This window comes from Halorhodospira sp. 9621 (assembly GCF_022228055.1).
Classification (GTDB): Bacteria; Pseudomonadota; Gammaproteobacteria; order Nitrococcales; family Halorhodospiraceae; genus Halorhodospira; species Halorhodospira halophila_A.
This window is the reverse complement of record NZ_JAJNRD010000027.1, coordinates 17,990-32,157: the sequence shown is the minus strand read 5'-3', so window position 1 is coordinate 32,157 and position 14,168 is coordinate 17,990. Positions and strand designations below refer to the sequence as shown.

Genomic DNA, 14,168 nt, shown 5'->3' with positions numbered 1-14,168 from the left:
CCCTGAACCCCCGAGGCCCATGGTCCAATCCGCCCTAGCCGACATCGACGACGTCACCACCCTGGAGCCGGCCGCCTGGCTGCACCGCCTGCCGGTGTCGCTCAGCGACGCCGACCGCGAGCTGCTCGAGGGCGCCTGGGCGCGTGCGCGGGCCGGTTACGGGGAGCGGATGCGCGATTCCGGCGAGCCGTATTTCGCCCACGCTGTCTACACCGCGACCATCCTTGCCGAGCTGGGCCTGGACGCCGCGACCCTGGCGGCGGCGCTGATCCACGATCTGCCCGAGTTGCAGGAGGGCGCCATCGCCGGGCTGGGCAAGCATCTGGGTCCCGACATCGCCGAACTCGCCCAAGGGGTGTGCCGCATGCACGGCATCGGCCGGTTCCGTGACTCCGCCGAGCTTGAGTCGGCCATTCAGGGCGAGCGGGTTGAGGGATTGCGCAAGATGCTGCTGGCCATGGCCCGGGATGTCCGGGTGGTCTTCATCGCTCTGGCCGAGCGGCTGCACGACCTGCGCAGTTGCCGCGGGCTCGGCGAGGAGGAGCGCAGCCGCCTGGCCCGCGAGACGCGGGATATCTATGCGCCCCTGGCGAATCGGCTGGGTATCTGGCAGCTCAAGTGGGAGCTGGAGGATCTGGCGTTCCGTTATCTGGAGCCGGAGGCCTACATGGAGCTCGCCAAGCGCCTGGCCGAGCGCCGGCGCGATCGCGAGGCCTACATCGAGCAGGTTTGCAGCCAGCTGCAGGCGGCCATGGACGAGGCGGGCCTCGATGCCGAGGTCTACGGTCGCCCCAAGCATATCTACAGCATCTATCGGAAGATGCAGCGCAAGGGGCTGCGCTTCGACGACCTCTACGACCTGCGCGCCGTGCGTATCCTCGTCGACGATGAGCGCGCCTGCTACGCCGCCCTGGGGATCGTCCACGGCCTGTGGATGCCGATCCCGCGGGAGTTCGACGATTACATCGCAACCCCCAAAGAGAACAACTACCGCTCGCTGCACACCGCGGTGGCCGGCCCCGAGGGCAAGGCGGTGGAGGTGCAGATCCGTACCCACGAGATGCACGCCGAGGCGGAGCTGGGGATCGCCGCCCACTGGCGCTACAAGGAGGGCGGCAGGCAGGACGCGGAGTTTGAACAGAAGATCGCGTGGCTGCGCCAGATCCTCGAGTGGGGGCGCGAGGACGACGACGAGGGGGATTTCGTTGATCGTGTCCGTGCCGAGGTCTTCGCTGATCGGGTCTATGCCCTCACCCCGGGGGGAGACGTGATCGACCTGCCGCGGGGGGCGACGGCGCTGGATTTTGCCTACCACATCCATACTGGCCTGGGCCACCGTTGTCGCGGGGCGAAGATCAACAACCGGATCGCGCCGCTGACCCGCCCCCTGGAGAACGGCGATCGGGTTGAGATCCTCACCAGTCGCGAGGAGCGGCCAAGCCGCGACTGGATCAACCCGGAGCTGGGGTATCTCTACACCAATCGAGCGCGCACCAAGGTACGCACCTGGTTTCGGCAGCGCGATCACGACAAGAACGTGGCGGCAGGGCGCCAGGCGCTGGACAAGGAGTTGCGCCGTCTCGGGCTGGAGGAGGTGAGCACCGACGAGGTGGTCCGGCGTAGCCGCTACGCCCGGGCGGAGCTGTTCCTCTCGGCCCTAGGCCGGGGCGAAGTGACCTCTGGGCAGATCGCGGCCCTGCTGCGCGACCGGCTGCTGCCGCAGCAGCCGGAGCCCCCGGCGGCGCCCGAGCGGGCCCGCCGCCCCGAGAAACCGGGCGGTGACGATGACGTCACCGTGGAGGGCGTGGGCAACCTGCTGACCCGTATGGCCCGCTGCTGTGCCCCGGCACCCGGGGACCCGATCATCGGGTTCATCACCCGGGGCTCGGGGGTGACGATCCACCGTCAGGACTGCCGCAATGTGGAGCAGCTGCGGGAACGGGAGCCGGAACGTCTGCTCGACGTCAACTGGCGGACGGCTCCGGCCGGGCGCTATCCGGTGCGCATCCACGTCCGTACCGGGGTGCTTGACGGGCCACTGAGCGAGATCACCCGCCTGTGCGGCCACGAGGGGGTGCGCCTGGACGGCGTGCAGACCCACGCCGAGCCGGCGGACGCCTACCGCATCGATATCGATGTGCAGGTCAGCGACGTCCAGCAGCTCTCCCGGCTGATGGCCAAGCTCTCGGCCAGTGAGCGGGTGGAGCGCGTGTGGCGCGGCACATGAGAGAGCGCTAATATACCCTGGCTATCGACGGTCCCTGCCAGGAGTCACCATGCGTCCCGCTTACCAGATCCTCTTCGCCGCCCTGCTGATTGCCGGGGTGGCCTCCGGTGGTTATTGGCTGACGCGTGGCGAGCCGTCGCCCGCGGGTGGCCCCCCGGCGGGGCGCGAGGCGGTGGTCGAGACCGCCGGTGCAGAGCGGGCGACGATCCGCGATACCTTCCGGGCGACCGGAACCACCCGCGCCCGGGAGGCTGTCGATGTCGTCACCGAGGCGGCCGGACGGGTCACGGCCATCGGTTTCCAGGAGGGGGCTGCGGTGGGGGCCGGACAGACCCTGCTGGAGCTGGATGCCGAGCGGGAGCAAGCGGTGCTGGAGGAGGCCCAGGCCCACTTGGAGGACCTGCAGGCGCAGCTGCGTCGAACGCGCTCCCTGCGCGAGACCGGAGACGCCACCGAGCAGGATCTGGATACCCTGGTGGCCGGTGTCGCCGTGGCCGGCGCCCAGGTCCGGGTGGCCGAGGCCCAGCTGCGTGAGCGCCGCATCAGGGCTCCGTTTAAGGGGGTAACCGGGATGCGCGAGGTCAGCCTCGGTGCTTACGTGGACCCGCAGACCGTCATCACCACCCTCGATGATACTACCACCCTGCGTGTCGGTTTCTCGGTCCCGGAGCGGCTGCTCGGGCAGCTCGAGCCCGGGCTGCCGGTGACGGCCACCAGCGCTGGGTTCGCCGATCGCACCTTCTCCGGGGAGCTGCGCCGGATCGACAGTCGTGTCGACCCGATCACCCGTACACTGCGCCTGGAGTCCGAGATCGATAACCCGGACGGGCGTCTCAAACCGGGCATGTTCCTGCTGGTCGAGCTGGAGCTCGACCAGCGCGAGGCCGTCGTCATCCCCGAGGAGGCGCTGATCCTCGAGGGCCGGGCGCGTTACGTCTACCGCGTCGACGATGGCGTGGCCCACCGGGTGGCGGTGCAGAGCGGCCAGCGCCGCGACGGCCGGGTGGAGATCGTCGCCGGTTTGGAGGCCGCTGACCGGGTGGTGGCCCTCGGCCACCAGCGTCTGAGCGACGGCGCCCGGGTGCGGGTACGCAACCCGTCGGCCGACGCCGCAGCGACCGGTGACGGCCTGGCCGAGGCCGCCCGTTGATCCTCTCCGACATCGCGATCCGCCGCCCCGTGTTGGCCACCGTGGCCAGCGTGCTGATCGTCGTCCTCGGCATCGCCTCCCTCGCCCAGCTGCCGGTGCGCGAATACCCCGACATCGATCCCCCTGTGGTCTCCATCGAGACGCGCTACACCGGTGCCGCGCCGGCGGTGATCGACACCGAGATCACCGAGCTGATCGAATCGGCGGTGAGCAGTGTCGACGGGATCCGCTCGATGACCTCGGAGAGTCGCGACGGGCGCGGTGAGACGGATATCGAGTTCGAGGTGGGCCGGGATATCGACGCCGCCGCCAACGACGTGCGTGACGCCATCGGACGGATCCTCGACGACCTGCCCGCGGATGCCGACCCCCCGGTGGTGGCCAAGACCGAGGCCGACGCCCGGCCGATGATGTGGCTGTCCCTGAGCAGTAGCCGCATGAGCCCCGAGGAGATGACCGACTACGCCGACCGTCATCTGGTGGATCGGCTTTCGGTACTCGACGGGGTGGCGCGGGTGCGCATCGGCGGCGAGCGGCGCTACGCCATGCGCATCTGGCTCGACAGCGAGGCCCTGGCGGCCCGCGCCCTGACCGTCGAGGACGTGGAGAACGCCCTGCGCCGGGAGAACATCGAGCTGCCGGCCGGCGAGATCGAGTCGGTGGCCCGGCAGCTGACCGTGCGCACCGACACCCGGCTGCGCGATCGCGACGACTTCGCTCGCCTGGTCATTGAGCGCCGCGGCGACGAGCTGGTCCGCCTGGGCGAGGTAGCCCGGGTCGAACGCGGGGTGGAGGATGACGACACCGCCGTGCGCCTGGACGGCGAGACCGCGGTGGGGCTGGGGATCATTCGCCAGTCCCGGGCCAACACCATCGCCGTCGCCGACGCCGTGCTCGCCGAGATGGCCCGGCTCGAGGATCAGCTGCCCGCCGATCTGCGTCTGGTGGTTGGCTACGACGAGTCGCAGTTCGTGCGCCAGTCGATCCGCGAGGTGGTGCGCACCCTGCTGATCGCCGTCGGGTTGGTGGTGCTGACTATCTTCGTCTTCCTGCGCAGCCTGCGCGCCACCCTGATCCCTTCGGTGACCATCCCGGTGGCGGTAATCGGCGCGTTCATCGTCATGGGTCCGCTCGGCTTCTCGCTCAACGTCCTGACGCTGCTGGCGCTGATCCTGGCCATCGGGCTGGTGGTCGACGACGCCATCGTGGTGCTGGAGAACATCCAGCGGCGCATCGACGAGGGCGAGCCGCCGCTGCTGGCCGCCTACCGCGGCGTGCGCCAGGTGGGTTTCGCGGTCATTGCCACCACCATCTCGTTGGTGGCGGTCTTCGTGCCCATTGCGTTCATGGAGGGGAACGTCGGACGTCTGTTCACCGAGTTCGGGCTGGTGCTGGCGGCGGCGGTGGTGTTCTCCAGCTTCGTTGCCCTGACCCTGACGGGCATGCTTTGTTCCAAGTGGCTGCGCCCCCGGGCGGCACAGCCAGGGGGGCTCGAAGCGGTTGCCGAGCGGTTCTTCACCGGCCTGACCGGCGGCTACCGTCGTGCGCTGGGCGGTGCGCTGCAGGCGCCCATCGCCGTGCTCGGCGTCGGGGTGGCCGCCGCCGTCGGTGCCTATGCGCTCTATCAGGCGCTGCCCCAAGAGCTGACCCCCACCGAGGACCGCGGCGTGTTCATTGTCCCGGCGAGCGCGCCGGAGGGCAGCACCGCGGCGCACACCGATGCCGGCGTACGCGAGCTGGAGGAGATCCTGCGGCCGCTGCGCGAGGAGACTGGTGAGGCTCGTCGGGTGCTGAGCATCCTGGGCTTTGGCGGGCGCGCCAATAGCGCGTTCATCATTGTTGGCCTGGAGGATTGGGGCGATCGTTCGCGGAGTCAGCAGCAGATTGTCGCCGAGACCATGCCGCGGCTGATGGGCGTCCCCGGCGTGCGCGCCTTCGCCGTGAATCCCCCGGGTCTCGGCCAGAGCGGATTCCAGCAGCCGGTACAGTTCGTGGTCGGTGGCACCGATTACGATGAGGTAGCCGGCTGGACCGAGCGCATCCTGGATCGGGCCCGGGACGAAAATCCCCGCCTGGTCAACCTCGACAGCAGCTATGACGCCACGCGTCCGCAGCTCAACGTGCGCATCGACCGTGACCGGGCCGCTGACCTCGGGGTCAGTGCCGAGGCGCTGGGGCGCACCGTGCAGACCCTGCTTGCCTCGCGCACGGTGACCGCTTACCTCGACCGGGGGCGCGAGTACGACGTCATGCTCCAGGCCGAGGCGGTGGATCGGCGCAACCCGGGCGACCTGGACCGGCTGCACGTGCGCAGCCTCAACGACGGTGCGCTGATCCCCCTCTCGGCCTTAGTCACCTTAGAAGAGGAGGGCGCGCCGCCGGCTCTCAGCCGCGTCGATCGCCTGCCGGCGGTGACGCTGACCGCGTCGCTGGCGCCAGGTTACGACTTGGGCGCGGCCCTGGCTTACCTCGAGCAGGTGGCCGCCGAGGAGCTGCCCGCCACAGCGCGGATCAGCTACCTGGGCCTGTCGGACGAGTTCAAGCGCGCCGGCGGGGCGGTCTTCCTCACCTTCGGTCTGGCTCTGCTCATCGTCTTTCTGGTGCTCTCGGCGCAGTTCGAGAGCTTCGTCCATCCGCTGATCATCATGACCGCGGTGCCGCTGGCCATCACTGGGGCCCTGGGTGCGCTTCTGCTCGGCGGCAGCAGCCTGAACATCTACAGCCAGATCGGTATGATCCTGCTAATCGGCCTGATGACGAAGAACGGGATCCTGATCGTTGAGTTCGCCAATCAGCTGCGGGACCAGGGCTACAGCGTGCGCGAGGCCATCCACGCTGGGGCGGTGCTGCGCTTCCGTCCCGTCTTGATGACGGCGATCTCCACAGTCTTCGGAGCGGTCCCCCTGGTTCTGGCGCTGGGCGCCGGGGCCGAGAGCCGTGCCGCCATCGGTACCGTGATCATCGGCGGCATGGGGTTTGCGACCCTGTTGACGCTGTTCGTCATCCCGGTCCTTTACGACTGGCTGGCTCGGTACACGACCCCGGTCAATGTGGTCGGTGCCGAGCTGGAGCGCCTGGAACGGGCCCACGGCGCGCCGCGGGCGAGGGAGTGAACTCAGGGAGGAGTCCACGGTGACTGGAATACGCATGGCAGCGGGATGGGCGCCGGTTCTGCTCGGAGCCGTGCTACTGCTCGCCGGCGGCGCGGCGTCCGCCGACGGAGTGTGTGCCTCCGCGGAGACCACCGCTGTCCACAAAGTGGCCGGGCAGATAGACGATCGCCCGGCTCCGGACGAGACGATCCAGGTGTGCGGTGTGGTGACCGGCGCCTTCCTCGGTGAGGACGGGCTGGACGGCTTCTTCATCCAAAGTGTCGAGCCTGCCCCGGACGGCAAGCCGGCGGGGCTGTTCGTCTATGCCCCCGAGCTGGCATCCGAGCAGCGTGAACGCATCGAGCCCGGCCGGCGGGTCCTGCTCACCGGTCGTGCCGGCGAACACCGCGGGCGGCCTCAGCTCGAATGGCTGGAGGCGGTCCGCGACTGCGGAGAGGCCGAGCTGGCCCCCCATCCCGTGGCGTGGCCGGCGGCCGATCCGGAGCGCCTGGAGGGAGTGCTGGTGCGCATCCGGCCGTCAATGGTGGTCAGCGGCAACCACGAGCTTGCGCGCTACGGTACCCTGAAGCTGACCCCTGGGCGGCGCGCCTTCCGCCCCACCAACTTCCTGCCTGGGCACGGCCCTGACGATCCGGCCCTGATCGCGGGACGCCTGCGTCTGGATGACGGCAGCTACCGGAGCCGGCCCGATCCCATACCCCACCTGGATGCCGACGGCACGCGGCGGGTGGGGAGCCGGGTGACGGACCTGACCGGAGTGCTGACCCACGCCTTCGGCGCCTGGCGCCTGCACCCGACCGAGCCCCCCGGGTTCGAGCAGTCCAACCCGCGACCCGGGTCGCTGCCGTCGCCGGAGCCGGGCACGGTGCGGGTGGCGGCCTTCAACGTTGAGAACTACTTCCTCACCCTGGGGGAGCGCGGTGCGGCCAGCCGGGCAGAACTGCAGCGCCAGCGGGCCAAGCTGCTCGCCGCCGCAGAATCCTTGCACGCCGACATGCTGGTGCTGGTGGAGATGGAGAATCGCCGGGACGCCCCCGAGGACTTCATCGAAAGGCTGGCTGCGGCCACCGGCCACCCCTGGCGCTTGGCCAGCGGCGGGGAGACCGGCAGCGACGCCATCAAGGTCTCCCTGGCCTATCGCGAAGATCGGGTCGAGCCGCTGACCGGGACCGTTCGTGATGCCCGGGGCGTTCATCACCGCCCGCCGCCGCTGGCCGCATTTCGACCCCGTGGGGGTGGGGATCCCTTCGCCGTGACGGGCATCCACTTCAAGTCGAAAACCCGTTGCCCGGATGCCGGGGACGTGGATCGAGGCCAGGGGTGCTGGAACCGGCGCCGGACCGAGCAGGCCGAAGCGCTGGTCGAGTACCTCGAGCGCTGGCGCAGTGAGCGCGACGAGCTCCTGCCGGTGCTGATCGCCGGCGATCTAAACGCCTACGGCGGCGAGGATCCGGCGCGTGCCCTGGCCGCGGCGGGCAAGGTGGATCTGCTCGCCGAGCACCTGCCATGGCCCGAGCGCTACACCTACGTCTTCCGTGGTGAATCGGGCTACCTGGATCATCTGCAGGCCCACCCGGCGCTGGCCGGGCGCGTGGCAGCGGTTCACCGGCATCCGATCAACGCCGACGAACCGCGCTTTCTGGAGTTCGACAGTGACCCGCAGCGCGTCCGCGACGACGCCTACCGCTCCTCCGATCATGATCCTGTCGCCGTGGACCTCGAGAAGGTCGAATAGATGCCCGGCTCAGGCGGCGGGCCTGCCCGGGGTCGTGTAATCCCCCCGGGGGTGGATGTCGGGCCGGGTACGTGAACATCCACCGGGTTTCCCTGTATCTTGTCGCGATGGACCGCGAAGAGCTCCAGCAGACCCTCACCGAACTCCGCCACGACCTGCTCGGCCTCGACGGCGAGGCGGCCCGCCTCCGGGATGCCCCCTGGCTGCCGCCCTGGGAACGGCTTCTGCGCCGTATGGACGGGCTCATCGCCCGCCTCGAGCGCGAGGATGAGCCCCTGCTGGTGGTCTTCGCCGGCGGTACCGGTGCCGGCAAATCCACCCTGGCCAACACGCTGGCCGGCTCAGCGGTGGCCGCCACCAGCGCGCGCCGGCCGACCACCTCGGTGCCCACGGTGATCGGACGCCCCGGCGATCTGGATACGGTGCTGCGCCGCGGCGTCCTGGCCGCGGAGGCCGAACGCGCCGCTCTGCGCACGGCCCCTCTGGAGTCGGTGCCGGAGGGCCTGGTGGTGGTGGATGCGCCGGATGTGGACAGCGTCGAGACCGCCAATCGCGCCGCCACCGAGCGCCTGCTGGAGGTGGCCGACGTCTGGGTCTGGCTGGCCACCGCCCGCACCTACGCCGACGAGGCGGGCATGGTCTATCTGCGCCAGGCGGCGCAGCTGGACGTCTCGACCCTGGTCGTGCTGACCCAGGCCAGTGATGCCGAGGCGCACGAGATCCTCCCCGACCTGGCCGAGAAGCTCGACGCCGCCGGCCACCGCACCGTCGAGACGGCGCACCTGCCCACGGCGCCGGTCTCCGGCGAGCGCCTGCCCGAGTCGGTGGCCGGGCCGGTGCTTGAGCGGATCCGCGCCCTCGCCCCGGCGGAGCAGCGTGCCGCCCATCGGCGCCGTACGGTGCTCGGTGCCGTGCGCTATCTGCCGGCAGAGGTCGACGCCCTGCTTGAGGCGGTCGATTCGGAGCGCGCTGCGGCCCGCGGTTTGGCCGCCACCGTCGAAGAGGACTACGCCGACGTCCCGCAGCGCGTGCTCACCCAGCTCCACGAGGGGGAGCCCTTGCGCCGGGAGGTGCTGCGCCGCTGGACCGAGCTGGTCGGCAGTGGCTGGCTGCAGCGCCAGCTCCATGCGGCGGTGGGTCAGCTCTCGCCGCGGCGCTGGTTGGCCTGGTTGCCGCTGGGCCGAGGGGGGCGTCAGGTGGAGCAGGAGGCCAAGGAGGAGGCCCGCGCTGGTATCGCCGAGATGCTGCACACGGTTCTCGAGCAGACCGCTGCCGGCGTGGAGAGTGCCTGGCAGCAGGAACCGGTGGGTCGTGCCATCTTCGCCCGGGAGCCGCGTCCGCGTGCCGCAGGTTCAGTCGCCCGGCGTGCGGATGCCGAGGCGCTGGTGGCGGCCTGGGAGCAGCAGGTCGCCGAGCACGTGGCCACCATCGGTCGGGCCAAGCTCAGCTGGGCCCGCCGGGCAACCACCGGCATCAATGCCACCTTCACCAGCGCCGTTCTGGTCCTCTTCACCCTCAGTGGCGGCCTGAGCACCGGCGAGCTGGCCCTGACCGCCGCAGGTTCGACCACGACCCACACGGTCCTCTCGCGGATCCTCGGCGAACGCAACGTCCATCAGCTCATCACCGATATCCGCGAGGATCTCCACAACCGGGTCGCCGAACTCGCCGAGTCCGAGGCGCAGGTCTACCACCGGTTATTGACTGTGGCAGCCCCGTCGCCGGAGGCGGTGGATGCGGTGCGGGCCCGGCGGGATGCGCTGGCGGGGGTGCTGTGATGCGCCGGCTGGGCTCGAGCAGCAGCGGCGTCGCCACGCGTGGGACGAGCGACGTGGATACCGGCCTGGAGACCCTGGAGGCGCTGCATCGCCTCGGTGCCGGTCGCCTGCCGCCGACGCTGGTCGACGAGATGGCGCATGTGCAGGGACGGGCCCGGGAGCGTCTGGCCCGCTCACGGGATCATGTCGTGATCGCCGTGGCCGGCGGGACCGGCAGTGGGAAATCCTCTTTGGTGAATGCCCTGGTGGGCGAGGAGGTCTCTGCCCCGGGGGTACGCCGGCCGACGACGGATCACGCGGTGGCAGTGACCGTGGGCGAGGATGACCGGGTCGCAGCGCTGCTCGACTGGCTACAGGTCTTCGAGCGGCGTAGCGTGCCGGATGGTCGCGGACGCAGTGATCTGGATGGTGCGGTGCTCCTCGACCTGCCCGATATGGATTCGGTGGTGCAGGACCACTGGGCGGTGGCTGAGCGGCTGATCGAGCGCTGCGACCTGCTGCTGTGGGTTGTCGATCCGCTCAAGTATGCCCACGCGCTGGCCCATGAGGGGTACTTCGCCCGCCTGGCCCATCACGCCGAGGTGCTGATGGTCGCCCTGAACCATGCCGATCGTCTCACCCCGTCGGATCGGGATGCCTGTCTGGAGCACCTGCGAGAGCTGCTCGGCCGCCAGGGCCTGCAGGCGGTGGAGCTGCTGGCCACGGACGCGGTCGGGGGCGAGGGCGTCTCCCGGCTGGCCGAGCGGATCGCTGCCCGGGTGCGTGAGCGCCGCGCGCCGCTGGAGCGTCTCCGTGCCGATGTCACCGAACTGATCAGCCGTAGCGCGGCGTGTCTACCCGATCCCGAGCGCCTCGAACTCGACGGCGAGAGGCTGGTGACGGCCCAGCGCCAGGCGGTGAACGAGGCCGAGCTGCTTGCCGGTGCCGCCGGAGCCTATCGTCAGGCCGGCATGCGGGCCGTGGCCTCACCGCTGAAGCGGTTGCTCGGCGCGCTGTTCTCGGGCCTGCGCGGGCGTCCCGCGGTCACGGCCGTCGCCACCTCGGCGCTGCCGCGGCCGAAGGTTGCCGAGCCGCTGCTGCGTGACGGCCTGTTGCAGGCCATCGAGCCGGCCGCGGCGCGGTTGCCGGAGCCGGCTGCAGAGCGGCTTCGCAGCCTGGCAGTGACTGCAGCGGTGCCGCGCGCCGGCGAGCTGCGGGGGCGATTGGGCGAGCTGGCCTGGTCGCCCCGTCCGCGCCTCTGGTGGCGGGGGGTGGGGGCCTTACGGGGCGCCAGTGAGGCCGCCGCGCTTTTCGGCGGGCTCTGGCTGGTCACGCGGGGAGGTGCCGAGTGGCTGGCCTTGCCGAGCGTGCCCGCGCCGGCGGTGGCGGGTGAGATCAGCTGGCCCTTTGCCCTGCTCGCCGGCGGCAGTGTGGCCAGCCTGCTGCTCGGCTGGTTGGGGCGCGCACTGCTCGGGCCCGGAGGTCGGCGCCACGCACGGCGGTTGGCCGGGCAGCTGGCCGAGGCGGTGGCGGGGGCCGATGGGGGGGCGATGGCCGACGTGCACGAGGAGTTGGCCAGTTGCCAGCGCCTGAGCGCCCGAACCCGCAGCGCCGCCACCGAGGTGGCGGCGTCGGGGCGCCGGTGAGGGCGGCTGCGGGTCAGTCGAGGAGCGGGTAGGTGCCGTTCTCGTCGTGTACCTCGCGGCCAGTCAGGGGCGGGTTGAAGACGCACATCAGGCGCAGCTCCTCCTCGGCGCGCAGATAGTGCTTCTCGTGGCCGTCGAGGCCGTACAGCATGCCCGGCTCGATGGTGTAGGTTTCACCGCCGACGACCTCGATCTCGCCCTTGCCCGAGATGCAGTAGACCGACTCAAGGTGGTTGGCGTACCAGATGAACATGTTAGTGCCGGCCTTGATGATGGTCTCGTGGAACGAGAACCCCATCCCGTCCTCCTTGAGGATGATCCGGCGGCTGATGAATTCATCGGTCTCGACCTCGCGGTCGGAGCCGATGATGTCCTGCATGTGACGCACGATCATGGTTGACCTCGCTTACTGGATGGGCCGGGCGACGGAGGGCCCGGTGCACTCGGTTCGTTGATGAGGGTGGGGGAGATGGCCGGCGGCGACCCGGGCCGCTACCGGCCGGGTACGGTTCAGGCCAGCCCGCGGCGCTGCATCGCCTCGCCGAGGGCGCGCTCGATGATCGCCAGGCCCTCCTCGAGGTCCCGGTCCTCGATGATCAGCGGCGGCAGGAGCTTGAGCACATCGTCCTCGGGGCCGGAGGTCTCGATGATCAGCCCGTGCTCGAAGGCGATCTCCGAGATCGTGCTGGCCAGTTCCTTGTCCTTGGTGAAGCGAATCCCGCGCATCATGCCTCGACCGCGGTGTTCGCCGCCGGCGCGGGGGTACTTGTCGATCAACTCCTGCAATGCCTCGTAGATGCGACGGGCCTTGCGCTCGGTCTCGCGCTGCAGGGTGTCGTCGCTCCAGTACAGTTCCAGGGCGCGCTTAGCGGTCACGAAGGCCAGGTTGTGGCCGCGGAAGGTGCCGTTGTGCTCGCCCGGCTCCCAGATGTCGTGCTCCGGCTTGACCAGGGTCAGCGACATGGGCAGCCCGTAGCCGCTGATCGACTTGGAGACGGTGACGATATCCGGCGTGATGCCGGCCTCTTCGAAGCTGAAATACGGTCCGGTGCGGCCGTTGCCGGTCTGGATGTCGTCGACGATCAGTAGCAGGTCGTGCTTGCGGCAGAGCTCTTCAAGGCCCTTGAGCCACTGCATGCTGCAGGCGGCCAGGCCGCCCTCGCCCTGGACCGTCTCGGTGATGATCGCCGCCGGGTGGTCCACACCGCTGCCCTTGTCAGCCAGGAGCTTGTCCATGTACTCCAGCGTGTCGACGTCCTGCCCGAAGTAGCCGCAGTACGGCATGCTCTCGCTGTAGGTCAGCGGGAACCCGGCGCCCTTGCGCTTGAAGGCGTTGCCGGTGACCGCCAGGGAGCCGACGGTCATGCCGTGGAAGGCGTTGGTGAACGAGACCATGCGCTGACGGCCGGTGACCTTGCGGGCGATCTTCAGCGCTGCCTCGACGGCGTTGGTGCCCGTCGGCCCGGGGAACTGCACGCGGTAGTGCATGCCGCGCGGCTCAAGGATGAGCCGGTGGAAGGTCTCCAGGAACTCGGCGCGGGCCACCGAGGCCATGTCCAGGCTATGGACGATGCGGTCGTCCTGGAGGTACTCGAGTAGCGGCTTTTTGAGCTCCGGGTTGTTGTGCCCGTAGTTCAGCACGCTCGCCCCGGCGAAGAAGTCCAGATAGCTGTGGCCGTCGGTGTCGTAGACCCGCACGCCGCTGGCCTTGTCGAACGGTTTGGGGAACGTGCGGATGTAGGAGCGCACGACCGACTCGTGCTGCTCGATGGTCTGCATTACATCAAGGGTCATGGCGTCTTTGCCTCGGTTGTGACTTGCAATGGATTGGGCGGTCTGCGGCGCCCGGCGCCGCAGACTTAGCGAATGGGGGCGATCCGGTAGTGCTCTTCGGACTCATGGCCCGGCGGGAAGTGATCTTCGCGGAAGTATTCGCTGACCTGAATCTCGGCTCCGTGCTCACGGGCGATGGCTGTGAACAGGCCGCGGGAGGCCGCGTTGGAGGGCGATATGGTGGTCTCGAGGACGCGGGCATCACGGGCGCCCGAGGTCTCGAGGAAAGCGCGCACTAGGCGCTTGCCCAGTCCCCGACCCTGGGCGTCCGGGGCGATGCCGATCTGCCAGAGGAAGACCGAATCGGGCCGCTGCGGCAGGCGCAGGCCGGTGACGAAACCGAGCAGGGCGCCGTCTTCTTCGGCCACCACGCAGGTGTCCGCGAACTCCGTGCAGAGGAGCAGGTAGAGGTAGCAGGAGTTGACGTCCAGGATGCCGGTACGCTGGACCAGCTGATGGATGGCGGCGCCGTCTTCCCGCTCGGGCGGACGAAAGACGATGGATGGTTCTTCGGACAACGAGCTGCGCTCTTGTTCGCAAGATTCGCATTAATTACAGCAGCCGCCCGGGGGGCGGTCAAGCGAGGTGGTCCCGGCGCCGTCGCGGCAGCGCCCGGGTCGTCGGGGGCGTCGATCAGCGGTATATTGCCCCGTCGCAAGGCCCGCAGAAACCGTCGGCGCCCCCGCCGCTGGGGCGCGGGCAGCGCA

At 69.8% G+C, this 14,168-nt stretch carries 9 protein-coding genes; 6 read left to right on the top strand and 3 right to left on the bottom strand.

Translation table 11 applies throughout. The features are described 5' to 3' along the window. The 6 genes from LRF89_RS11055 to LRF89_RS11030 all read left to right on the top strand — a co-directional run. A partial coding sequence (locus LRF89_RS11055) for a RelA/SpoT family protein (RefSeq protein WP_338018521.1) occupies nucleotides 1-2,227 on the top strand: 2,227 nt, incomplete at its 5' end. Between the two features lie 49 nt (nucleotides 2,228-2,276). After that, nucleotides 2,277-3,377: an efflux RND transporter periplasmic adaptor subunit gene (locus LRF89_RS11050; protein WP_238637121.1), complete on the top strand. Its 1,101-nt coding sequence runs from the start codon at nucleotides 2,277-2,279 to the stop codon at nucleotides 3,375-3,377. After that, complete coding sequence (locus tag LRF89_RS11045) at nucleotides 3,374-6,490, top strand: efflux RND transporter permease subunit (RefSeq protein ID WP_238632545.1); 3,117 nt, start codon at nucleotides 3,374-3,376, stop codon at nucleotides 6,488-6,490. The genes LRF89_RS11050 and LRF89_RS11045 overlap by 4 nt, the downstream gene beginning before the upstream one ends. Nucleotides 6,491-6,524: 34 nt before the next feature. After that, nucleotides 6,525-8,225 (top strand): ExeM/NucH family extracellular endonuclease, encoded by a 1,701-nt coding sequence (locus LRF89_RS11040; RefSeq protein ID WP_238637120.1) that lies wholly within the window; start codon nucleotides 6,525-6,527, stop codon nucleotides 8,223-8,225. A 107-nt stretch (nucleotides 8,226-8,332) separates the two neighbouring features. Continuing rightward, nucleotides 8,333-10,003, top strand: a complete 1,671-nt coding sequence (locus LRF89_RS11035) for a GTPase (protein WP_201171391.1) — start codon at nucleotides 8,333-8,335, stop codon at nucleotides 10,001-10,003. After that, nucleotides 10,003-11,628 (top strand): GTPase family protein, encoded by a 1,626-nt coding sequence (locus LRF89_RS11030; protein ID WP_201171381.1) that lies wholly within the window; start codon nucleotides 10,003-10,005, stop codon nucleotides 11,626-11,628. Before LRF89_RS11035 ends, LRF89_RS11030 begins: the two co-directional genes overlap by 1 nt. A gap of 13 nt (nucleotides 11,629-11,641) precedes the next feature. Here LRF89_RS11030 and LRF89_RS11025 read toward each other — a convergent pair whose 3' ends face one another. The 3 genes from LRF89_RS11025 to ectA all read right to left on the bottom strand — a co-directional run bounded on the left by LRF89_RS11025 (nucleotide 11,642) and on the right by ectA (nucleotide 13,979). Beyond that, nucleotides 11,642-12,022: an ectoine synthase gene (locus LRF89_RS11025; protein ID WP_201171379.1), complete on the bottom strand. Its 381-nt coding sequence runs from the start codon at nucleotides 12,020-12,022 to the stop codon at nucleotides 11,642-11,644. A gap of 116 nt (nucleotides 12,023-12,138) precedes the next feature. Next, complete coding sequence (ectB, locus tag LRF89_RS11020) at nucleotides 12,139-13,422, bottom strand: diaminobutyrate--2-oxoglutarate transaminase (RefSeq protein WP_238632541.1); 1,284 nt, start codon at nucleotides 13,420-13,422, stop codon at nucleotides 12,139-12,141. A gap of 65 nt (nucleotides 13,423-13,487) precedes the next feature. Then, nucleotides 13,488-13,979 (bottom strand): diaminobutyrate acetyltransferase, encoded by a 492-nt coding sequence (gene ectA, locus LRF89_RS11015; RefSeq protein WP_238637119.1) that lies wholly within the window; start codon nucleotides 13,977-13,979, stop codon nucleotides 13,488-13,490. Between the last annotated feature and the right edge of the window lie 189 nt (nucleotides 13,980-14,168).